Here is a 21,022-nt window from a genome sequence, read left to right on the forward strand (position 1 = left end):
GCTGCTAGTGGTTGCGGTTCGGTGCGACTCGTCGGATCAGGACCAGGACTGCTGCTCGCCGACCGGGGCGCCGGCACCGTTGCTGCCGTTGGGCAGGTGCGTCGCCCACGCCGGGTCTGAGGTGATCGGTGCGTACGCCGGCAACGGCTGCGTGTCGGCATTCGGCTCGCCGACCGGCTTCACATAGGTGTCGGCACCGGCTGCGTAGGGCACCGCCTCGGGGGCCATCGGGGCCGGCACGTAGGCCGGGACCTCAGCCTGGACCGGCGGTGCGGGCGGGTAGTCGACCGGCGCCGGCGCGTACGACGGGGGCTCGTAGGCGGGCGGCTCGTACGCGGCCGGCTGCGGCTGGTAGGCAGGAGGCGCAGCGGGCGCGGGGGCGTAGCCGGCGGCCGGTGCAGCCGCGGGCGCCGCGGCCGCCTCGTGTGAGTTGCGCAGGACCTCAGCGACCCGTTCGGCCGCTCGGCGTACTTCGTAGAGCATCATGCCGACCTTGGCCTCGCGGGCCGCGACCGCGACCAGCACGGCTTCGTCCTCGGCCCCGCACAGGAACACGGTGCCGTGGTCGCCCTCGATGTAGACCTGGTTGAGTCCGCCGCGGCCGAGGCCCTCCGCGGCGCGCTCGCCGAGGCTGAGCAGCGACGCGCTCATCGCGGCGACGCGGTCCTCGTCCATCGCGGCCGGAAGCGCGCTCGCCATCGGCAGGCCGTCGAAGGACACCACCGCCGCCGCCTCAACCTCCGGCGCCTGCGCCAGCAGATCAGCGATCACGCGGTCGAGCTGCTGTGAGCGGCTGGACAGGTCGGACATCGCAACACACCTCGTCTCAGGGGCCGCGTCTCGTCGGCCTCACCACTCCATCGGCCTAATCCCCGATGGCCTTGAATCACCCGATCACGGCGCGTCGGCGAGCATCTCCGGGGTCAGGGACGCCTCCGTGTTGGGAATACCCAGTTCGTCGGCACGTACGTCCGCCATGGCGAGCAGCCGGCGGATCCGCCCGGCGATCGCATCCTTGGTCAGCGGCGGCTCGGCCAGCGCCCCGAGCTCCTCCAGCGAGGCATTCGCATGCTCGAGGCGCAGCCGCCCGGCCGAGAGCAGATGCTCCGGCGCCTCGTCACCCAGGATCTCCATCGCGCGGGAGACCCGCGCTCCGGCGGCAACTGCCGCGCGGGCGGAGCGGCGCAGGTTCGCGTCGTCGAAGTTCGCGAGCCGGTTCGCGGTTGCCCGGACCTCGCGGCGCAACCGGCGCTCCTCCCACGCCAGGACACTGTCGTGCGCACCGAGCTTGGTCAGCATCACCCCGATCGCGTCGCCGTCGCGGATCACGACCCGGTCGACGCCCCTGACCTCCCGGGCCTTGGCGGCCACCCCGAGCCGCCGCGCCGACCCGACCAGCGCGAGGGCGGACTCCGGCCCGGGACAGGTGATCTCCAGCGACGAGGACCGACCCGGCTCGGTGAGCGAGCCGTGGGCCAGGAACGCACCGCGCCAGGCGGCGGCCGCGTCACACAGCGCGCCGGAGACGACCTGCGGCGGCAGGCCCCGCACCGGGCGGCCGTTGCCGTCCACCAGGCCGGTCTGTCGGGCGAGCGCCTGAGCGTCCTTCGTCACGCGGACGAGGTAGCGCGACCCTTTGCGAAGGCCGGCCGCAGAGACCACCGCGAGCTCCGAGCTGTGCCCGTAGACCTCGGCGAGGTCCTTGCGAAGGCGGCGCGCGGTGGCACCGGTGTCCAGATCGGCCTCGATCATCAGCTGGCCCTTGCCGATCAGGTGCAGTCCGCTGGCGAAGCGCAACAGCGTCGCGATCTCGGCCTTACGGCAGCACGGCTTGGTCACAACGACGCGAGCCAGCTCGTCCTTGACCGCTGCCGTCATTGCCATCCAATGTCCCCTCAGGAGCGAAAGATCGAGGCGTACGCCGCGGCAAGCCGCTGCGGGTCGTGGGTCGGCACGGTCTGGTCCGCGCCGAGGTGGGCCACCACGAGCTGCGCACCGAGGCTCGCCGCGCCGGCCTCCAACGATGCCATGCCGTCTGCGGTGGACCTGCGGGGAGCCAGCACGACGTCGACGTGAAGGTCAGGCGCGTGGGCCGCGAGGACCTCGAGGTGGGTCGTCGGCGAGAAGCCCTCGGTCTCCCCCGTCTGCGCCGACATGTTCAGCGTGACGACGCATCGCGCCTTGGACTCGGCGAGCGCCTTGACGATCCCCGGGACCAGCACGTGCGGGATCACGCTGGTGAACCACGACCCCGGCCCGAACACCACCCAGTCGGCGTCGAGCACCGCCTCGACCGCCTGCGGGCAGGCCTCAACGCCCGGCGGGTCGAGGCGCACGCCGACGACCTGGCCCGGCGTGGTCGCGACGGCGACCTGTCCGCGGACCTCGTGCAGCGCCGTACGATCGCCGGGCTCGAGCCCGAGCACGTCGGCAACGATGTCGAGCGGCGTGGTCGACAGCGGCAGGACCCGCCCGACGGCACCGAGCAGCCGGCCGACCGCGTCGAGGGAGGCGACCGGATCGTCGAGGATGTCGGTGAGACCGACCAGCAGGAGGTTGCCGACCGGGTGTCCCGCCAGGGTGGCCTCACCGCCGAACCGGTGCTGGCACACCGACGCCCACAGCTGCGAGTCCGCGTCCTCGCCGGCCAGTGCCGCCAGCGCCATGCGCAGGTCTCCGGGTGGCAGCACCCCGAGCTCCTGCCGGATCACCCCGCTGGAGCCGCCGTCGTCGCCGACCGTCACGACCGCGGTGAGGTTCGGCGTCACCCGGCGCAGCGCGGCCAGCGAAGCCGACAGCCCGTGGCCGCCGCCGAACGCGACCACCTTGTGGGCGGATGTGCCATCCGCTCCCCGATCGGCGAGCGGAGGTGCCGTCCGCTCTTCGGGGGCGGTCATTCGCGGTCCTTGTCGCGATGGCTCAGCGTGACGTCGACGCCGTCGCCGCGCAACCGGTTGGTCAGCTCCTCGGCGATCGCCACGCTGCGGTGACGGCCGCCGGTGCAGCCGATCGCGATGGTGGCGTACTGCTTGCCCTCGTTGACGTAGCCGAGCTCGTAGCGGCGCAACAGCCGGGTTGCGTCGTCGACGAACTCGGCAGCGCCCGGCTGGCCGAAGATGTAGTCGCGGACCGCCGGATCCTGACCGGACAACGGCTTGAGCTCGGGCACCCAGTGCGGGTTCGGCAGCAGCCGGCAGTCGATGACGACGTCGGCGTCGACCGGCAGTCCGTACTTGTAGCCGAAGGTGACCATCGACACGTGCAGCTCGTTGGCGCCGCTCTCGTCGAAGACGGCGGCGATCTTCGCCCGGAGCTCGTGGACGTTGAGCGCGCTGGTGTCGAGGACGACGTCGGCGACGCCGCGCACCTCGTGGAGCAGCTCGCGCTCCTCCGCGATCCCTTCGAGGACGCGGCCCCCGCCCTGCAACGGGTGCGGGCGGCGTACGCCGTCGAAGCGGCGGACCAACACCTCGTCCGGCGCCTCCAAGAACACGATGCGGGGGTCGAATCCCCCCTCCCGCACGCCGGCGAGGGCGGCGCTGAGGTCGGAGTTGAAGCCTCGGCTGCGGACGTCCACGACGACACCGACCCGATCCACGCCGCCGCCGGACTTCGCCGCGAGGTCAGCGACGTCCGGGATCAGCGCCGGCGGCAGGTTGTCAACGACGAACCAGCCGAGGTCTTCCAAGCACTTCGCCGCGGTGCTGCGTCCCGCCCCGGACAGGCCGGTGATGACGGCGAGCTTCAACGACGGGTGAGCAGCTGCGGCGGGATCTGTCATGGCGCTGTCCCCGAGCCTGCCACCGACGCGGGCACCGTGTCCTGGGATTCCAGAATCTCGCCCGTCACAGGATCCACCGCGGGCGCAGCAGGAGCAGCAGCCGCCAGTGCGGCGTGGATCGCCTCGGCAGTACGACGGCCGACCCCGGGCACCTCGGCGAGCTCCTCGACCGAGGCCGCCCGCATCCGCTTGACCGACCCGAACTTGCGCAGCAACGCCTTGCGCCGGACCTCACCCAGGCCCGGGATCCCGTCGAGGGCGCTGTCGACCATTCCCTTCGAGCGCCGCTGCCGGTGATAGGTGATGGCGAACCGGTGCGCTTCGTCGCGGACCCGTTGGAGCAGGTAGAGGGCCTCGCTGGTCCGCGGCAGGATGACCGGGTCGGGACGTCCCGGCAGCCAGACCTCCTCGAGCCGCTTCGCGAGGCCGCAGAGCGCGACGTCGTCGATGCCGAGCGCCGCCATCGCGTCGGCCGCCGCCGCGACCTGGGGCGCGCCACCGTCGACCACGACCAGCTGCGGCGGGTAGGCGAACTTGCGCGGCTTGCCGGTCTCGGGGTCGATGGGTGACATCGGCGCGTCGTTCGGCGTACCCGCCTCGGCGGTGTCGATCTCGACCTCAGCGGTGTCGATGCGCTCTTCGAGGTAGCGCCGGAAGCGGCGGCTGATCACCTCACGAATCGATCCGACGTCGTCCTGACCCGGCCCACGGACCGCGAACCGGCGGTACTCGCTCTTGCGCGCCGACCCGTCCTCGAACACCACCATCGAGGCGACGATGTCGCTGCCCTGCAGGTTGGAGACGTCGAAGCACTCGATGCGAAGCGGCGCCTGGTCGAGACCGAGCGCGTCCTGGAGCTCCTGTAGTGCCAGCGCTCGCGCCGTCAGGTCGCTGGACCGGCGCAGCTTGTGCCGCTGGAACGACTCCTTGGCGTTGCGTTCGACCGTCTCGATCAGCGCGCGCTTGTCGCCGCGCTGCGGCACCCGCAGGTCGACCCGCCCGCCGCGCGCGAGGCCGAGCAGCTCCGCTACGACGTCCGCGTCCTGCGGCAGCTCGGGCACGAGCACCTCGCGCGGCACGTCCACCTCGGCGGCACCCGCGTCGAGGTAGGCCTGGGTCAGGAACTGCTCGACGAGACCGGCGGTGTCGATGTCCTCGACCTTCTCGACCACCCAACCGCGGACGCCTCGCACCCGGCCGCCGCGCACGTAGAAGACCTGCACCGCGGCCTCGAGCTCGTCCTGGGCGAACGCGACCACGTCGGCGTCCGTCCCGTCGCCGAGCACGACGGCCTGCTTCTCCATCGCGCGGTTCAGCGCACCGATGTCGTCGCGTAGCCGCGCGGCCCGCTCGTACTCCTGCGCTTGGGACGCGGCGCGCATCTCCCGCTCGAGTCGCTTCACGAACTTCTGCGTCTGGCCGGACATGAAGTCGACGAAGTCCTGCGCGATCGCGCGGTGCTCGTCGGCGCTGACCCGGTCGACGCAAGGCGCGGAGCACTTGCCGATGTAGCCCAGCAGGCACGGCCGGCCGACCTGGCCCGCCCGCTTGAACACGCCAGCGCTACAGGTGCGCACCGGGAAGACCCGCAGCAGCGCGTCGAGGGTGTCCCGGATCGCCCAGGCATGGGCGTACGGCCCGAAGTACTTCACGCCCTTGCGCTTCGCGCCCCGCATCACCTGGGCCCGGGGGTAGGCCTCGTCGAGGGTGACGGCGAGCCACGGGTAGGACTTGTCGTCGCGGTAGCGGACGTTGAACCGCGGGTCGAACTCCTTGATCCAGTTGAACTCGAGCTGGAGCGCCTCGACCTCGGTCGAGACGATCGTCCAGTCGACGGAGGCGGCGGTCCGGACCATCCGTTGGGTGCGCGGGTGCAGCGCCGCGATGTCCTGGAAGTAGGAGCCGAGCCGGCTGCGCAGGCTCTTCGCCTTGCCGACGTAGATGACCCGGCCGTGCTCGTCACGGAACCGGTAGACGCCGGGTGAGTCGGGGATCGTGCCGGGAGCCGGTCGATAGCTCGCCGGGTCCGCCACGCCTGTCGAATCTAGTCCGCACCACCGACAGAGCCCCAGTGCGTGAAGAGCGACGTGTAGCCGACTACACGTCGCTCTTCACGCACCGCAGAGGTCAGGCTCGCTTGCGGGTGGCCGCCGTGCGCTTCGCCGCTTTCGGCTTCGCGACGCGGGTGCCGAGGATCTCGGCCAGGAACCGGCCGGTGTGCGACTCGGGCACCGTCGCGATGTGCTCCGGTGACCCGGCGGCGACGATCGTGCCACCGCCGCTACCACCCTCCGGGCCCATGTCGATGACCCAGTCGGCGGTCTTGATCACGTCGAGGTTGTGCTCGATGACGATCACGGTGTTGCCCGCCTCGACCAGGCGGGTGAGCACCCCGAGCAGCTTGCGAATGTCCTCGAAGTGCAGGCCGGTGGTCGGCTCGTCGAGGATGTAGACGGTCCGTCCGGTCGAGCGCCGCTGAAGCTCGGAGGCGAGCTTCACGCGCTGCGCCTCGCCCCCGGAAAGCGTGGGTGCGGGCTGGCCGAGCCGGACATAGCCGAGCCCGACGTCGACCAGCGTCGTCAGGTGACGCGCGATCGCCGGAACCGCGGCGAAGAACTCGGCGCCCTCCTCGATCGGCATGTCGAGCACGTCGGCGATCGTCTTGCCCTTGAAGTGCACCTCGAGCGTCTCGCGGTTGTAGCGGGCGCCGTGGCACACCTCGCACGGGACGTAGACGTCCGGCAGGAAGTTCATCTCGATCTTGATGGTTCCGTCGCCCGCGCACGCCTCGCAGCGGCCGCCCTTGACGTTGAACGAGAAGCGGCCCGGCAGGTAGCCACGCACCTTGGCTTCGGTCGTCTCGGCGAACAGCGAGCGGATCCGGTCGAACACGCCGGTGTACGTCGCGGGGTTCGACCTAGGGGTCCGCCCGATCGGTGACTGGTCGACGCCGACGACCTTGTCGACCAGGTCCAGCCCGGTCACGGTGCGGTGCCGGCCGGGCACCATCCGGGCGCCGTTGAGCTCGCGAGCGAGCACCGAGTAGAGGATGTCGTTGACCATCGTCGACTTGCCCGAGCCCGACACCCCGGTGACCGCCACGAAGCAGCCGAGCGGGAACTCGGCGGTGACCTCCCGGAGGTTGTGCTCCCGCGCCCCGACGACGGTCAGCTGCCGGTCCGGCGACGGCTGGCGACGGATGTCGGGGATCGGGATCTCGCGCCGGCCCGACAAGTAGGCGCCGGTGATCGAGCGGTCCACCTTCAGCAGGTCGTCGTAGGTCCCGGAGTGGACGATCTCGCCGCCGTGCTCGCCGGCCCCCGGGCCGATGTCGACCACCCAGTCGGCGGTGCGGATCGTGTCCTCGTCGTGCTCTACGACGATCAGCGTGTTGCCCATGTTGCGCAGCCGGACCAGCGTCTCGATCAGCCGGCGGTTGTCCCGCTGGTGCAGCCCGATCGACGGCTCGTCGAGGACGTACAGCACGCCGACCAGCCCCGAGCCGATCTGCGTGGCCAGCCGGATCCGCTGGGCCTCACCGCCGGCGAGGGTCGCTGCCGCCCGGTCCAGCGACAGGTAGTCCAGCCCGACGTCGACCAGGAAGCGCAGCCGCTCGTTGATCTCCTTCAGCACCCGGCTGCCGATCTGAGCCTCGCGCGGGGTCAGCTTCATCGCGGCCAGCCACGTGGCGCACTCGCCGATCGGCAGCTTCGCCACCTCGGCGATCGAGCGGCCGTTGAGGCTGACCGCCAGCGCCTCCGGCTTCAGCCGCGCGCCGTCGCACGCCGGACACGGCACTTCGCGCATGAAGCCCTCGAAGCGGTCCCGGCTGGTGTCGCTCTCGGCCTCGCTGTGACGGCGCTCGACGTGCGGGATGGCCCCTTCGAAGCGCGTGTAGTAGGACCGCTCCCGGCCGTACCGGTTCTTGTAATGGACGTGGATCTGCTTGGGATAGCCCCGCAGCACCGCCTGCTGGGCCTTCGCGGGCAGGTCCTCCCACGGCGTCGTGACCTTGAAGCCGAGCTCTTCGCCGAGGGCGACCATCAGCCGGGTGAAGTAGTCGCGCCCGTTCTGGCCGAAGAACACCGACACCGCACCATCGGCGAGCGACTTGGTCGGGTCGGGGACGATCAGCTCCTCGTCCGCCTCCAGCTTCACGCCGAGCCCGGTACACGTCGGGCAGGCGCCGTACGGCGAGTTGAACGAGAAGGTGCGCGGCTCGAGATCCTCGATGGTCAACGGGTGGTCGTTGGGACAGGCGAGCCGCTCGGAGTACTTGCGCTCGCGGTGCGGGTCGTCCTCCGGCAGGTCGACGAAGTCGAGTACGACGATGCCCGAGGCGAGGTTGAGCGCGGTCTCCACCGAGTCGGTCAGCCGGCGCTTGGCCGACGCTTTGACCGCGAGCCGGTCGACCACGACCTCGATGTCGTGCTTTTCGTACTTGGCGAGCTTCGGCGGGTCGTCGAGCCCGATCACGGTGCCGTCCACCCGGGCCCGGGCGAAGCCCTTGGTCTGCAGCTCCCGGAACAGCTCGGCGTACTCCCCCTTGCGGCCTCGCACGACCGGGGCCAGCACCTGGAACCGGGTCCCCTCGGCCAGGTCCATCACCCGATCGACGATCTGCTGCGGCGTCTGGCGGGCAATCGGCTCGCCGCAGACCGGGCAGTGCGGCGTGCCGATCCGCGCGTAGAGCAGCCGGAGGTAGTCCCAGACCTCGGTGATCGTCCCGACGGTCGAGCGCGGGTTGCGGCTCGTCGACTTCTGGTCGATCGACACCGCCGGGGACAGCCCCTCGATGAAGTCCACGTCGGGCTTGTCCATCTGGCCGAGGAACTGCCTGGCGTACGCCGACAAGGACTCGACGTAACGCCGCTGCCCCTCGGCGAAGATGGTGTCGAAGGCCAGGCTCGACTTGCCGCTGCCGGACAGCCCGGTGAACACGATCAGGGCGTCGCGAGGCAGATCCAGGCTGACGTCGCGCAGGTTGTGCTCGCGCGCACCCCGGACGATCAAGCGGTCGGCCATGGCTGCTTTCTCGGTGTCGGACGGCAGGGGGCGGGAGTCGGGTCCGATGTTACGTGCCGACGCCGACAGCCTCGCGCCGTATCGTGCGGTCATGACCGATGACTACACCGGGGCAGTGACAGTCGGCGGGCCGCCCGACATCCGCGACCTCGGCGGCGGGCTGCGCCTGGCGAAGGTGGCGGTGGGGCCGTACGACAACAACTGCTACTTCCTGAAGTGCGCCGACACCGGCGACGTCCTGCTGATCGACGCCGCGCACTCCCCCGACGTACTTCTCGGGGTCCTCGACCAGGACCGGCTCCAGCGGATCGTCACCACGCACCAGCACCCGGACCACTGGGCCGCGCTGCCGGAGATGGTGGCGGCCACCGGGGCGCCGGTCGCGGCTCACCCGCAGGACGCCGAGCCGCTGCCGGTTCCGGTCAGCGAGCCGATCAACGAAGGCGACACGGTCACGGTCGGGACGCACCGGCTCTCGATCATTCATCTGGTCGGTCACACCCCCGGCTCCGTCGCCCTGCTCTACAGCGACGGTGACCGGCCGCACCTGTTCACCGGCGACTCGCTGTTTCCCGGCGGGGTGGGCAACACGTTCGGGTCGAAGGAGAACTTCGAGCTGCTGTACGCCGACGTGGTGGCCAAGCTGTTCGACGTACTGCCCGACGACACCTGGTTCTACCCGGGTCACGGCAACGACAGCACGCTCGGCGCCGAGCGCCCGCACCTCGGCGAGTGGCACGAGAGGGGCTGGTGACCTACCAGGTCACCCCGATCGGCACGGTTCGCTCGTCACGGACCGAGGCGATCGACGACGACTGGGACGCGGTCAGCGCCGAAGTCGTGCTCGATCCGGACCGAGTCGGCCCTGACGCCGTCGCGGGTCTGGCCGAGTTCTCCCACGTCGAGGTCGTCTTCCTGTTCGACCAGGTCGACGAGTCGCAGATCACCCTCGGCGCGCGCCACCCGCGCGGCAACCGCGACTGGCCACTGGTCGGCATCCTCGCCCAGCGCGCCAAGATGCGGCCGAACCGGATCGGCGTCACGGCCTGCCGGCTGCTCGGCGTCGAGGGCCTGACCGTGCGCGTCGCGGGGCTCGACGCGATCGACGGCACGCCGGTGCTCGACCTCAAACCGGTGATGAACGAGTTCCTGCCTCGCGGCGAAATCTCCCAACCTGCCTGGGCAACCGAGCTGATGGCTGGATACTGGGACAACCCATGACCTCCATGTCCCGGCGCGAGCTGATCGCCGCGATCACCGCCGCCGGCGCTGCGGCCGCACTCGGACTGCCGGAGCGCGCCACCGCCTCCACCGGCGGGGCCACCGTCGGCGCCGGCCCGTCTGCCCGAGCGGCAAAGGCGGCGGCCCGGCGAGCCGCTCGGACCGCTCCGCACGGCTCGGACCTCGGCGCGGTCGAGCACGTGATCTACCTGATGCTGGAGAATCGGTCCTACGACCACTACTTCGGCGCCTACCCGAGAGGTCGCGGCTTCGACGACCACCCGAAGCACTCGCTCGGAGCGTTCGCCCAGGACTATCCCGCCGGGACTGACCTCTCCCCCAAGGGAAAGCTGCTTCCGTTCCACCTGACCGCGGGCGCCGACGGGGACTGCACCCACGACCTCACCCACAACTGGGGTCCGCAGCACCTGTGCTGGAACGACGGAAAGATGGACTCCTACGTCAGGACCCACACCAGCAAGCAGTGGGAAGGCGTACCCGACGGCGCGATGACCATGGGCTACTACACCCGCCGGGAGATCCCGCTCTACTGGGCACTGGCCGACGAGTTCACCCTCTGCGACGCCTACCACGCCTCGATCCTCGGGCCGACCCACCCGAACCGGCTCATGGCGAACACCGGCACGATCGACCCGGCCGGCACCCACGGGGGGCCGGTCACGGACACCAACCCGGATCCGGCGGTGCTGTGGACCTGCACCTGGCCGACGGTGCAGGAGGTGCTCGAGGACGCCGGGATCTCGTGGAAGGTCTACCACCCGTCGTTCGTGGGGGCGACCGGAAAGTACGCGAGCCTCGTGCAGTACCCGATCTGGGACCCGGTCCTCTACGACCCGACGGTCAATCCCGTCGTGATGCTCGCGACGGACACCGTCCTGCCGTACTTCAAGGCCTTCGAGAACCCGCTGTCGATGCTGCACCAGAAGGCGTTCAACCCGACGTTCCCGGCCGACTTCATGGCAGATGTGGCGAAGGACCAGCTCCCGAGCGTGTCGTGGCTGATGGCACCGCTCGGCTTCGACGACCACCCGTCGGCCAACCCGGAGCGAGGGCAGTGGTTCGTCCAGCAGATCATCGACATCCTCGCGTCGAACCCGACGGTGTGGTCGAAGACGGTGCTGTTCTTGATGTACGACGAGAACGACGGCTGGTTCGACCACGTCGCCCCGCCCACCGCACCCGAGGGGACGGCGGGCGAGTGGCTGACGGCACCGAAGATCAGCTCGCAGACCCTCGGCATCCGGGGCCCGCTCGGCCTCGGCGTACGGCTGCCGTGCCTGGTCATCTCGCCGTTCAGCCGCGGCGGCCACATCGCGACCGAGGTGTTCGACCACACGTCCCAGCTGCAGTTCCTGCACCAGCGCTTCGGCATCGAGGTACCGAACGTCTCGAAGTGGCGCCGCAACACCGTGGGCGACCTCACCTCAACGCTGTTCCGCACCCCGCACGACGCGACGCTTCCGCGGCTCCCGCAGATCGCCCTGACGCCGTTCGAGCTGACCGGCGGGTGCTCTGAAGTCGGCGAGGAGTCCGAGCTCGGCGGTGTCGGACCGACGCTCGCCACCAAGCAGCGGATGCCGACGCAGCGCGGGGTGACGGTGCCGGCCAGCCGGTTCTTCGCCGCCTCGCACACCACCACGGACCGGGTCCCGCTGCGCAGCGGGCGTCGCACCGCCACGACGAAGTCGGCGTACAACCACCTGTCCCACGCCGGCACGCCTGCCGATCGGCACTGATGGCCAACGGGGGCGTGTCGCGCCGCGAGATCCTCGCGGCGATCTCGGCGGTGGGCGCCGCCGCGGCGTTCGGGCTCCCCGAACGCGTCGCGGCCGCGACACCGGCGACTCCACTCGCCCGGACCGTTCGCCGCGCGGCGGCCACCAAGGCGAGGGGGTCGGACCTCGGCGCGATCGAGCACGTCGTGTTCTTGATGATGGAGAACCGGTCCTACGACCACTACTTCGGCGCCTACCCGAAGGGGCGCGGCTTCGACGACCACCCGGCGCACTCGCTCGGCGTGTTCGCCCAGGACTATCCAGCCGGCGGTGAGCTGTCCCCACGCCGGAAGCTGTTGCCGTTCCACCTCGACGCCCATGCCGGGATGGAGTGCACCGACGACCTCACCCACGCCTGGGGCGCGCAGCACCTGTGCTGGAACAACGGCGCGATGGACAGCTGGGTCCGCACTCACACCAGCAAGCAGTACGAAGGCAGCCCCGACGGCGCGATGACCATGGGCTACTACACCCGCCGTGACATCCCGTTCTACTGGTCCATCGCCGACGAGTTCACCCTCGGCGACGGCTACCACGCCTCGATCCTGGGACCGACTCACCCGAACCGGCTGATGGCCAACAGCGGAACGATCGACCCGGCCGGAACCCAGGGCGGTCCGATCACCTACAGCACCGACAACCCGAACGCCATGTGGACCTGCAGCTGGACGACAGTGCAGGAGCTGCTCGAGGACGCCGGGGTGTCGTGGAAGATCTACCACCCCTCCGACGAGGGCCCGGTCGGCTCGCAGTTCCAGCAGTTCGGCGTGTGGGACAGCCGCCTCTACGACCCGACGTCGAACCCGTTGGTCCTCGCGGTCGGCGACCACATCCTGCCGTACTTCCACCAGTACAAGGACCCGAGCTCGACGCTGTACAGCAAGGCGTTCGGGCCGACCTACCCGGACGGGCTGATCCAGGACATCCAAGCGGGCACGCTGCCCAGCGTCTCCTGGATCATCCCCCCGATCGGCTGGGACGAGCACCCGTCCTCCTCGCCCGACCGTGGCGCGTTCGTCACCAACCTCGTCCTCAACGCACTCATGGCCGACGCGGACACCTGGTCCAAGACGGTGCTGTTCCTCATGTACGACGAGAACGACGGGTGGTTCGACCACGTACCACCGCCGACGCCACCGGCCAACACCGCCGGCGAGTACCTCACCGCGGCCACCCTCGACAGCTCGACTCTGGGTATCCGCGGACCGCTCGGCCTCGGCGTACGCGTCCCGCTGCTGGTGATGTCGCCGTTCAGCCGCGGCGGGCACGTCGTCTCCCAGGTGTTCGACCACACCTCGCAGCTGCTGCTGCTCGAAGACCTGTTCGGCATCAAGGTCGACAACATCTCCGCGTGGCGCCGAAGCACCGTCTCCAGCCTCGCGGACGCGCTGTTCGCCGGGACACCGGACCTGTCGATGCCGGCGCTCGCCTCGGTCCCCGACCCGCAGGTGATCAGCAGCGGGGCGTGCTCGGAGCTCAACCAGGACGCCGAGACCGGCGGCGCGGTCGCCTCGCTGCCGACCCGGCAGCGGATGCCCACCCAGCAGGGAACGACGGCGCCCGCCACACGGTATTTCCCGGCGGCTGCAACCAAGCGTGCTCGAGTTCCGGCGCGCAGCGGTAAGTCGACCGCGACCATGAAGTCGCGCGCCAACGCGCTGGCCCACGGCGACCGGTCCGTGCTGGAGACCGACTAGACTGCACTCGTCGCGACTGGCGTGCAGTGGGTGGAATCGACCACCGGGAAGCGCAGACCGACGACGCCGTACGCCTGGGCGTCGCCACCGCTTGGGAGCGAGCATGTCCGACCCGCAGGGGTTTGCAGCCCAGCCGATTCCGACCCTTCCCGCGCTGCGCGCCGAGGATCCCGACATCGCGTCGTTGATCGACGCCGAGGAGGTCCGGCAGCGCGCGAAGATCCGGCTCATCGCCTCGGAGAACTACGTCTCGCGAGGCGTGCTCGAAGCCACCGGCACGGTGCTCACGAACAAGTACTCGGAGGGCTATCCGGGCAAGCGGTACTACGAGGGCCAGCAGGTCATCGACCAGATCGAGACGCTGGCGGTCGAGCGCGCCAAGTCGCTGTTCGGCGTCGACCACGCCAACGTGCAGCCGTACTCCGGCTCGCCCGCGAACCTGGCCGTCTACCTCGCCTTCCTGTCGCCCGGCGACAAGGTGATGGGCATGTCGCTGCCGGCTGGCGGGCACCTGACCCACGGCTGGGGCGTCTCGGCGACCGGCAAGTGGTTCACCCCGGTGCGCTACGGCGTACGCCCTGACACCGGCCGGGTCGACCTCGACGAGGTGCGCGACCTCGCTCTCGCCGAGCGCCCGAAGGTGATCTTCTGCGGCGGCACGGCGATCCCCCGCACGATCGACTTCGCCGGCTTCGCCTCGATCGCGGCGGAGGTCGACGCGGTGCTGGTCGCGGACATCGCCCACATCGCGGGGCTCGTCGCCGGCGGGGCGCACCCCTCGCCAGTCGGGCACGCGTCGGTCATCTCGACCACGACGCACAAGACGTTGCGCGGCCCGCGCGGCGCAATGCTGATGTGCAACGCCGAGCACGCCTCGGCCATCGACAAGGCGGTGTTCCCCGGTCTGCAGGGCGGACCGCACAACCACACGACGGCGGCGATCGCGGTCGCGTTGCGCGAGGCGGCGCAGCCGTCGTTCCGCGAGTACGCCGCACAGATCGTCGCGAACGCCTCGGCGCTCGCCGGCGCCCTTCTCGAGCGCGGCTTCAACCTGGTCTCGGGGGGCACCGACAACCACCTCATCCTCGTCGACCTCACACCGAAGGGCGTCGGCGGCAAGCCGGTCGCGCAGGCGCTCGACCGAGCCGGCCTGGTCACCAACTACAACGCGATCCCCGACGACCCCCGCCCGCCGTTCGACCCGTCCGGGCTGCGGATCGGCACCGCCGCGGTCACGACGCGCGGGATGGGCGCCGCTGAGATGACGGCGATCGCCGGCTGGATGGACCGCGTCGCAACCGCGGTCGCCAGCGACGACGAGAGCGACATCGAGCAGGTCGCGAAAGAGGTCAAGGAGCTGACCGCAGGGTTCCCGGTCCCGGCCTGACCGGCGCCGCCACGCCCCACACCGCTGCGGCGAGCACGGCGACGCGCACCGCAGCTATGAGGGCGTGCGACACCGGATCGCCGGTACCGCCGCCGAGCACCGCGGTGGGGAATGCCAGCAGCCCGAGCCAGGCGCCGATCGTGCGTACCGGAAGCCCACGGACCGGTACGACGAGGTCCCAGGCGAACGCTCCGAGAATTGGTCCCGCGGCGTAGTAGTAGACGACGGACGGGTCCAGGTTGATCCGGACCGCGAACGCGACGAACGGCACCAGCAGCCACCTGCCGCGAAGGACCGCTACGGCGCCCAGCAGCAGCGCGACGGCCAGTTGCGCCTCGCGCGGCCAAGCGGGCGCCGCGCCCACGCCGAACCCGAGGTAGTGCAGTGTCGAGGTCTGCTCGACCCGCAGATGGAAGTCGCCGACCCGCCGGGTCTCGGCGTCACCGAGGAAGTAGGGCACCCAGCTCACCAGCGCGACCGCAATCGTGACGAGCAGTGCCCGCACCCGGGTCCCGCGCACCGCGAGCGCGAGCGGCAGGACCATCAGCGCCCAGGGTTTGGCGGCCGCGGCGCAGCCCACGAGCGCCGCGGCGAGCAGCCAGCGTCGGGACACCACGGCGCGCATCGCCCCCGCGATCGCGAGCAGCGCCAGGACGTCGTCGGGGTGGCCCTGGCTGACCGCCGGCAAGGTCCAGGTCATCAGGAAGAACGGACCGCCGAGGAGCACGAGTGTCTCGACACGATGGGCTCGCCCGACCAGCTCCACGGCCGTGCGTTCGAGCAGCCGAATCGTCACGACGCCGAGCAGCATGCAGATCGCGCTGACGAGCGCCCAACCGTGACCGGGACCGGCGTCGCGGAACACGACCGCAACCAGCAACGCGGGGGGCCCGAACTGCAGGTCGGGCATGCGCGCGTAGACATGAAGCCCGACCCGACCGGTCAGGGCGTGCGCACCGGTCAGGAAGTAGCTCCAGTCCCGACCCTGCCAGCCGACCGCGGCGCCCGTGCCGAGCCACAGCACCACCGTCAGGAGCGCCAGGACGGCGTACCGGTGGCGCGCCAGGTCGTCGACCAGCCGCGCCGACCGCGCCGCGAGCGGCTCCTCCACCGCGGGGTTCATGTCCCGCGCACTCTGCGACGACCCCACTCTGCGCCGACACCTATCAGTGGACGCAGCGGAGCAGCTCGATCAGGTGACGTCCGACGAAGCCGATCCCACCGGTCAGGCGGTAGGTGGTCACGACCGTAGTCTGCACCCACGCACGCCCTCGGCGCGTCGTCCGGCAAGGCGCCGGTCCGGCGTAGACCCGCCCGCGGGTGCGACTCCGGCCGTCGCCCCTGCCCGGCCCAGAGCAGCGCAGGGCTCAGCGGCTGGTGTGGCCAGCCGCGGGTGTCGCGGTCGCGCAGTCGCGCCTGCGGCGGGCTCGCGCGTGGTGGTGGGGTCGACACGAAGGGGTCGGCGAAGCGGCGGTCGCCGTCGGGCTCGCCGCCGAACCGTCTCGCGGGCCGCAGAACTGGTGGACCCGAAGCGAGGTGCATACCGCACTCGGTGACGGCAGGCTGGTGACACCGTTCGTCGTCACGCTCGGCCCATCGCCCGAGTTCGTGCCACAGCCGGCCAGTACGGCGCTCGCGGCCATCACGAGGATGAGTCGGATTCGCATGCCGGCGGGTTACCCGTCAGGGCGCGCGGCACTCCCTGTGAGGGGAACTGTCACGGGCAGGTCTCGCTGTCGCGCCGCCTACGCGCCCACCGCAGTCATCTGCCGCAGCTCCTTCTTGAGCTCGTTGACCTCGTCGCGCAAGCGTGCGGCGAGCTCGAACTGGAGCTCCTCGGCGGCGGCGTGCATCTGGTCCTGGAGCTGTTGGATCAGCTGTGCCAGCTCCGCGCGCGGCATGCCGGCCAGGTCGGCCGCGTGCTGTCCGGCGGTGGGCGACGGGCTCGTCATCCCCGGCACCGGCGTCTTGCCTCGCGACTGCGCCCGGCCGCTGCCGCCGATCAGCTCGTTGGCGTCGCCGCGAATGATGCCGTCGAGGATGTCGGCAACCTTCTTGCGGAGCGGCTGAGGGTCGATACCGCGCTCGGCGTTGTAGGCGAGCTGCTTCTCACGGCGCCGGTTGGTCTCCTCGATGGCGGCCTTCATCGAAGGCGTGATCGTGTCGGCGTACATGTGCACCTCGCCGGACACGTTGCGCGCGGCGCGGCCGATCGTCTGGATCAGCGACTTGTCCGAACGAAGGAAGCCCTCCTTGTCCGCGTCGAGGATCGACACCAGCGACACCTCGGGAAGGTCCAGGCCCTCACGCAGCAGGTTGATCCCGACGAGCACGTCGTACTCCCCGAGCCGGAGCTCGCGCAGCAGCTCGACCCGACGCAGGGTGTCCACCTCGCTGTGCAGGTAACGGACGCGAACGCCGTTCTCGAGCAGGTAGTCGGTCAGATCCTCGGCCATCTTCTTGGTCAGCGTCGTCACGAGCACCCGCTCGTCGCGCTCGACCCGCAGGTGGATCTCGTGCATCAGGTCGTCGATCTGGCCCTTCGGCGGCTTCACGACCACCAGCGGGTCGACGAGCCCGGTGGGTCGGATGACCTGCTCGACGACGTCACCGTTGACCTTCTTCATCTCGTAGCTGCCCGGCGTCGCAGACAGGTAGACGGTCTGCCCGATCCTGTCGAGGAACTCCTCCCAGCGCAGCGGCCGGTTGTCCATCGCGCTCGGCAACCGGAAGCCGTGGTCGACAAGGGTCCGCTTGCGGGACATGTCCCCTTCGTACATCCCGCCGATCTGCGGAACGGTGACGTGCGACTCGTCGATGACCAGCAGGAAGTCGTCCGGGAAGTAGTCGAGCAGCGTGTGCGGCGGGGAGCCGGCCGCGCGTCCGTCGATGTGGCGGGAGTAGTTCTCGATCCCGGAGCAGAAGCCGACCTGGCGCATCATCTCGATGTCGTACGTCGTACGCATGCGCAGCCGCTGCGCTTCGAGCAGCTTGCCTTGCCGTTCCATCTCCTCGAGCCGCTCGGTGAGCTCCGCTTCGATCCCTGAGATCGCGCGCTCCATGCGCTCGGGACCTGCCACGTAGTGGGTCGCCGGGAAGACGAAGACGGACTGCTCGTCGCTCATCACCTCGCCGGTCAGCGGGTGCAGGACCGAGATCCGCTCGATCTCGTCGCCGAACATCTCGATCCGGATCGCGAGCTCCTGGTAGACCGGGAAGATCTCGATGGTGTCGCCGCGCACCCGGAACGTGCCCCTCGTGAAGGCGAGGTCGTTGCGGGTGTACTGGATGTCGACGAAGCGGCGCAGCAAGGCGTCGCGCTCGATCGTTTGGCCGAGCTCGAGCTGGACGCAGCGGTTGACGTACTCCTCCGGCGTACCGAGGCCGTAGATGCACGAGACACTCGCCACGACCACGACGTCGCGCCGGGTCAGCAGGCTCATCGTCGCCGAGTGCCGCAGCCGCTCGACCTCCTCGTTGATCGAGGAGTCCTTCTCGATGTAGGTGTCGGTCTGCGGGACGTAGGCCTCAGGCTGGTAGTAGTCGTAGTAGGAGACGAAGTACTCGACCGCGTTGTTGGGCAGCAGCTCCCGGAACTCGTTCGCCAGCTGTGCCGCGAGGGTCTTGTTGGGCGCCATGACCAGCGTCGGTCGCTGCAACCGCTCGATCAGCCACGCGGTGGTGGCCGACTTGCCCGTGCCGGTGGCGCCGAGCAGGACCGTGTCCTTGTGGCCGTCGCGGATCCGGCGGGCCAGCTCGTCGATCGCCGCCGGCTGGTCGCCGGACGGCTCGAACTCCGACTCGACGACGAACGGAGCCTTGGTCGGACGGATCGAGGTCACAGCGGCCACAAATCCACAACGTACGCCGCCCCTCCGACACTTCCCGCGTCCGAAGTAGCACACAACCTGCCGCGAAATGCCGCCCTTGCCCCTTGATGACCGGTTCCAGGGGCAGGTTGTGTGCTACTTCGAACGGGCGTGGAGGGCCTGCCAGACCTGGTCGACCTGCGCTTGGAGTGAGTCGAGGTCACCGTCGTTGGTGAGCACGTGGGTGGCGAGGGCGAGGCGCTGCTCGCGGCTGGCCTGTACGTCGATGCGGGCCTGCGCTGCCTCGCGGGTCATCCCCCGCAGTCGCACGAGCCGGTCGAGCTGGACCTCCACGGGCGCGTCCACGACGATGATCACCTCGTAGCGCTCGGCCACTCCGGCTTCCGCGATCAGCGGTACGTCGTTGATCAGGATCCCGTCGGGATCATCGGCGTCGTACTCGGCGAGCAACGCCGCCACGCGCTCACCGATGAGCGGGTGCACGATCGCGTTGAGCCGTGCACGGGCGTCGTCGTCGGCGAAGACGATCGCGGCCACGGCGTCGCGGTCGAGTGACCCGTCTGCGGCTTGCACCCCGGCGCCGAACTCCGCGACGACCGCGGCGAGCCCCGGCGTACCGGGCTCGACCACCTCACGAGCGATCGCATCGGCGTCGATGACCTTGGCCCCGAGCGCGGCGAACCGCTTCGTGACCTCGCTCTTGCCAGCGCCGATCCCGCCGGTCAGCCCGACGTTGAGCATCGAGACGATCCCCGCAGGCGGGTGCTACTCCGCCGCGTCCGACGCCTCGTCGTCACCACCGGTCAGCTTGCGGCGAAGCTCGGCGAGCGCTTCGTCGCTGGCCAGCGTGCCACCGGACTCGGCGTCGGAGGCACCCTCCGGCGAAGAGCTGTACGACGTCGCCTCAGCGGCCTCCGCGTCAGCGGCCTGGGCGGCCTGCATCTGCTTCTGGTGGGCCTCCCAGCGCTCGTGCGCCTTGGCGTACTGCGCTTCCCACTCGGCCTGCTGCGCCTCGTAGCCCGGCTTCCACTCGTTGGTGTCGGAGTCGAAACCCTCGGGGTAGATGTAGTTGCCCTTGTCGTCGTACTGGGCCGGCATGCCGTACTGGGTCGGGTCGAAGTGGTCCGCGACCGCCTCGCCGACGGTGCCCTCGTTGGCCTGCTTCAGCGACAGCGAGATCCGGCGACGCTCGAGGTCGATGTCGATGACCTTGACGTAGATCTCGTCGCCGACGTTGACGACCTGCTCCGGGATCTCGACGTGGCGCTCGGCCAGCTCGGAGATGTGAACCAGGCCCTCGATGCCCTCCGCGACGCGGACGAACGCACCGAACGGGACGAGCTTGGTGACCCGACCGGGGACGACCTGGCCGATCTGGTGGGCACGGGCGAAGGCCTGCCACGGGTCTTCCTGCGTCGCCTTGAGCGACAGCGAGACCCGCTCGCGGTCCATGTCCACGTCGAGCACCTCGACGGTGACCTCCTGGCCGACCTCGACGACCTCGCTGGGGTGGTCGATGTGCTTCCAGGACAGCTCGGATACGTGGACGAGACCGTCGACGCCACCGAGGTCGACGAACGCACCGAAGTTGACGATCGAGGAGACGACACCCTTGCGCACCTGGCCCTTGAGCAGCTGCGTCAGGAACGTCTGCCGAACCTCGCTCTGCGTCTGCTCGAGCCACGCGCGACGGGACAGGACGACGTTGTTGCGGTTCTTGTCGAGCTCGATGATCTTGGCCTCGAGCTCCTTGCCGACGTACGGCTGGAGGTCGCGCACCCGGCGCATCTCGACCAGCGAGGCGGGCAGGAAGCCCCGCAGCCCGATGTCGAGGATGAGGCCGCCCTTGACGACCTCGATCACCGTGCCGGTGACGATGCCGTCCTCTTCCTTGATCTGCTCGATCGTGCCCCAGGCCCGCTCGTACTGAGCGCGCTTCTTGGACAGGATCAGGCGGCCTTCCTTGTCCTCCTTCTGGAGGACAAGGGCCTCGATCTCGTCCCCGACCGAGACGACCTCGTTAGGGTCGACGTCGTGCTTGATCGACAGCTCGCGGCTGGGGATCACACCCTCGGTCTTGTAACCGATGTCGAGCAGCACCTCGTCGCGGTCGACGCGAACGATGACCCCTTCGACGATGTCGCCGTCGTTGAACTCCTTGATGGTCCCCTCGATGGCGGCGAGGAAGTCCTCGGCGGTGCCAATGTCGTTGATCGCGACCTGGGTGAGGGCGTTGGGCTCGGCGACTGCAGCGGTCATGTAGTGGTGATCCTCGGGAACGGACA

15 protein-coding genes and 1 riboswitch are annotated in these 21,022 nt (G+C 70.0%); of the genes, 5 read left to right on the forward strand and 10 right to left on the reverse strand.

What is annotated here, in order from left to right; translation table 11 throughout:
* Nucleotides 1-36: 36 nt before the first annotated feature.
* The 6 genes from VG899_17550 to uvrA all read right to left on the reverse strand — a co-directional run bounded on the left by VG899_17550 (nt 37) and on the right by uvrA (nt 8,806).
* Nucleotides 37-810 (reverse strand): roadblock/LC7 domain-containing protein, encoded by a 774-nt coding sequence (locus VG899_17550; GenBank protein ID HWA68171.1) that lies wholly within the window; start codon nt 808-810, stop codon nt 37-39.
* An 84-nt stretch (nt 811-894) separates the two neighbouring features.
* The gene (whiA, locus tag VG899_17555; protein HWA68172.1) at nt 895-1,884 is read right to left on the reverse strand and encodes a DNA-binding protein WhiA; all 990 of its coding nucleotides are present in this window, start codon (nt 1,882-1,884) and stop codon (nt 895-897) included.
* A gap of 11 nt (nt 1,885-1,895) precedes the next feature.
* Nucleotides 1,896-2,897, reverse strand: coding sequence for a uridine diphosphate-N-acetylglucosamine-binding protein YvcK (gene yvcK, locus VG899_17560; protein HWA68173.1), 1,002 nt, complete (start codon nt 2,895-2,897; stop codon nt 1,896-1,898).
* Nucleotides 2,894-3,781, reverse strand: coding sequence for an RNase adapter RapZ (rapZ, locus tag VG899_17565; protein ID HWA68174.1), 888 nt, complete (start codon nt 3,779-3,781; stop codon nt 2,894-2,896). Before rapZ ends, yvcK begins: the two co-directional genes overlap by 4 nt.
* Nucleotides 3,778-5,814 (reverse strand): excinuclease ABC subunit UvrC, encoded by a 2,037-nt coding sequence (gene uvrC / locus VG899_17570; protein ID HWA68175.1) that lies wholly within the window; start codon nt 5,812-5,814, stop codon nt 3,778-3,780. Before uvrC ends, rapZ begins: the two co-directional genes overlap by 4 nt.
* A gap of 94 nt (nt 5,815-5,908) precedes the next feature.
* Nucleotides 5,909-8,806 carry an excinuclease ABC subunit UvrA gene (uvrA, locus tag VG899_17575; protein ID HWA68176.1) on the reverse strand — a complete coding sequence of 966 codons (2,898 nt, stop codon included), beginning with the start codon at nt 8,804-8,806 and terminating at the stop codon, nt 5,909-5,911.
* Between the two features lie 91 nt (nt 8,807-8,897).
* Between uvrA and VG899_17580 the strand changes: the two genes are divergently transcribed.
* The 5 genes from VG899_17580 to glyA all read left to right on the forward strand — a co-directional run bounded on the left by VG899_17580 (nt 8,898) and on the right by glyA (nt 14,907).
* Nucleotides 8,898-9,560 (forward strand): MBL fold metallo-hydrolase, encoded by a 663-nt coding sequence (locus VG899_17580; protein ID HWA68177.1) that lies wholly within the window; start codon nt 8,898-8,900, stop codon nt 9,558-9,560.
* The gene (locus VG899_17585; protein ID HWA68178.1) at nt 9,557-10,027 is read left to right on the forward strand and encodes an SAM-dependent methyltransferase; all 471 of its coding nucleotides are present in this window, start codon (nt 9,557-9,559) and stop codon (nt 10,025-10,027) included. The genes VG899_17580 and VG899_17585 overlap by 4 nt, the downstream gene beginning before the upstream one ends.
* Nucleotides 10,024-11,784, forward strand: coding sequence for an alkaline phosphatase family protein (locus VG899_17590; GenBank protein HWA68179.1), 1,761 nt, complete (start codon nt 10,024-10,026; stop codon nt 11,782-11,784). Before VG899_17585 ends, VG899_17590 begins: the two co-directional genes overlap by 4 nt.
* Complete coding sequence (locus VG899_17595) at nt 11,784-13,520, forward strand: alkaline phosphatase family protein (GenBank protein HWA68180.1); 1,737 nt, start codon at nt 11,784-11,786, stop codon at nt 13,518-13,520. Before VG899_17590 ends, VG899_17595 begins: the two co-directional genes overlap by 1 nt.
* Before the next feature lie 2 nt (nt 13,521-13,522).
* A riboswitch (ZMP/ZTP riboswitch) is annotated at nt 13,523-13,607 on the forward strand.
* Nucleotides 13,608-13,623: 16 nt separating this feature from the next.
* Nucleotides 13,624-14,907 (forward strand): serine hydroxymethyltransferase, encoded by a 1,284-nt coding sequence (gene glyA / locus VG899_17600; GenBank protein HWA68181.1) that lies wholly within the window; start codon nt 13,624-13,626, stop codon nt 14,905-14,907.
* Here the strand turns inward: glyA and VG899_17605 are convergent.
* The 4 genes from VG899_17605 to rpsA form a co-directional block, all read right to left on the reverse strand.
* Nucleotides 14,870-16,030 carry a hypothetical protein gene (locus VG899_17605; GenBank protein ID HWA68182.1) on the reverse strand — a complete coding sequence of 387 codons (1,161 nt, stop codon included), beginning with the start codon at nt 16,028-16,030 and terminating at the stop codon, nt 14,870-14,872. The two genes, glyA and VG899_17605, sit on opposite strands and share 38 nt — an antisense overlap.
* A gap of 622 nt (nt 16,031-16,652) precedes the next feature.
* Nucleotides 16,653-18,758, reverse strand: a complete 2,106-nt coding sequence (gene uvrB, locus VG899_17610) for an excinuclease ABC subunit UvrB (GenBank protein ID HWA68183.1) — start codon at nt 18,756-18,758, stop codon at nt 16,653-16,655.
* Between the two features lie 114 nt (nt 18,759-18,872).
* The gene (gene coaE, locus VG899_17615) at nt 18,873-19,478 is read right to left on the reverse strand and encodes a dephospho-CoA kinase (protein HWA68184.1); all 606 of its coding nucleotides are present in this window, start codon (nt 19,476-19,478) and stop codon (nt 18,873-18,875) included.
* A gap of 24 nt (nt 19,479-19,502) precedes the next feature.
* Nucleotides 19,503-20,996 carry a 30S ribosomal protein S1 gene (gene rpsA / locus VG899_17620; GenBank protein ID HWA68185.1) on the reverse strand — a complete coding sequence of 498 codons (1,494 nt, stop codon included), beginning with the start codon at nt 20,994-20,996 and terminating at the stop codon, nt 19,503-19,505.
* Nucleotides 20,997-21,022: the final 26 nt, after the last annotated feature.

It is taken from the genome of Mycobacteriales bacterium, assembly GCA_035550055.1.
Classification (GTDB): Bacteria; Actinomycetota; Actinomycetes; order JAFAQI01; family JAFAQI01; genus DASZTV01.

Excerpts from the sequence above, each read along its gene's own strand:
- VG899_17605 (HWA68182.1), bottom strand. The coding sequence starts at position 16,030 with ATGAACCCCGCGGTGGAGGAGCCGCTCGCGGCGCGGTCGGCGCGGCTG.
- rapZ (HWA68174.1), bottom strand. The coding sequence starts at position 3,781 with ATGACAGATCCCGCCGCAGCTGCTCACCCGTCGTTGAAGCTCGCCGTC.
- yvcK (HWA68173.1), bottom strand. The coding sequence starts at position 2,897 with ATGACCGCCCCCGAAGAGCGGACGGCACCTCCGCTCGCCGATCGGGGA.
- VG899_17590 (HWA68179.1), top strand. The coding sequence starts at position 10,024 with ATGACCTCCATGTCCCGGCGCGAGCTGATCGCCGCGATCACCGCCGCC.
- rpsA (HWA68185.1), bottom strand. The coding sequence starts at position 20,996 with ATGACCGCTGCAGTCGCCGAGCCCAACGCCCTCACCCAGGTCGCGATC.
- uvrA (HWA68176.1), bottom strand. The coding sequence starts at position 8,806 with ATGGCCGACCGCTTGATCGTCCGGGGTGCGCGCGAGCACAACCTGCGC.
- VG899_17580 (HWA68177.1), top strand. The coding sequence starts at position 8,898 with ATGACCGATGACTACACCGGGGCAGTGACAGTCGGCGGGCCGCCCGAC.
- glyA (HWA68181.1), top strand. The coding sequence starts at position 13,624 with ATGTCCGACCCGCAGGGGTTTGCAGCCCAGCCGATTCCGACCCTTCCC.
- VG899_17550 (HWA68171.1), bottom strand. The coding sequence starts at position 810 with ATGTCCGACCTGTCCAGCCGCTCACAGCAGCTCGACCGCGTGATCGCT.
- coaE (HWA68184.1), bottom strand. The coding sequence starts at position 19,478 with ATGCTCAACGTCGGGCTGACCGGCGGGATCGGCGCTGGCAAGAGCGAG.
- VG899_17595 (HWA68180.1), top strand. The coding sequence starts at position 11,784 with ATGGCCAACGGGGGCGTGTCGCGCCGCGAGATCCTCGCGGCGATCTCG.
- whiA (HWA68172.1), bottom strand. The coding sequence starts at position 1,884 with ATGGCAATGACGGCAGCGGTCAAGGACGAGCTGGCTCGCGTCGTTGTG.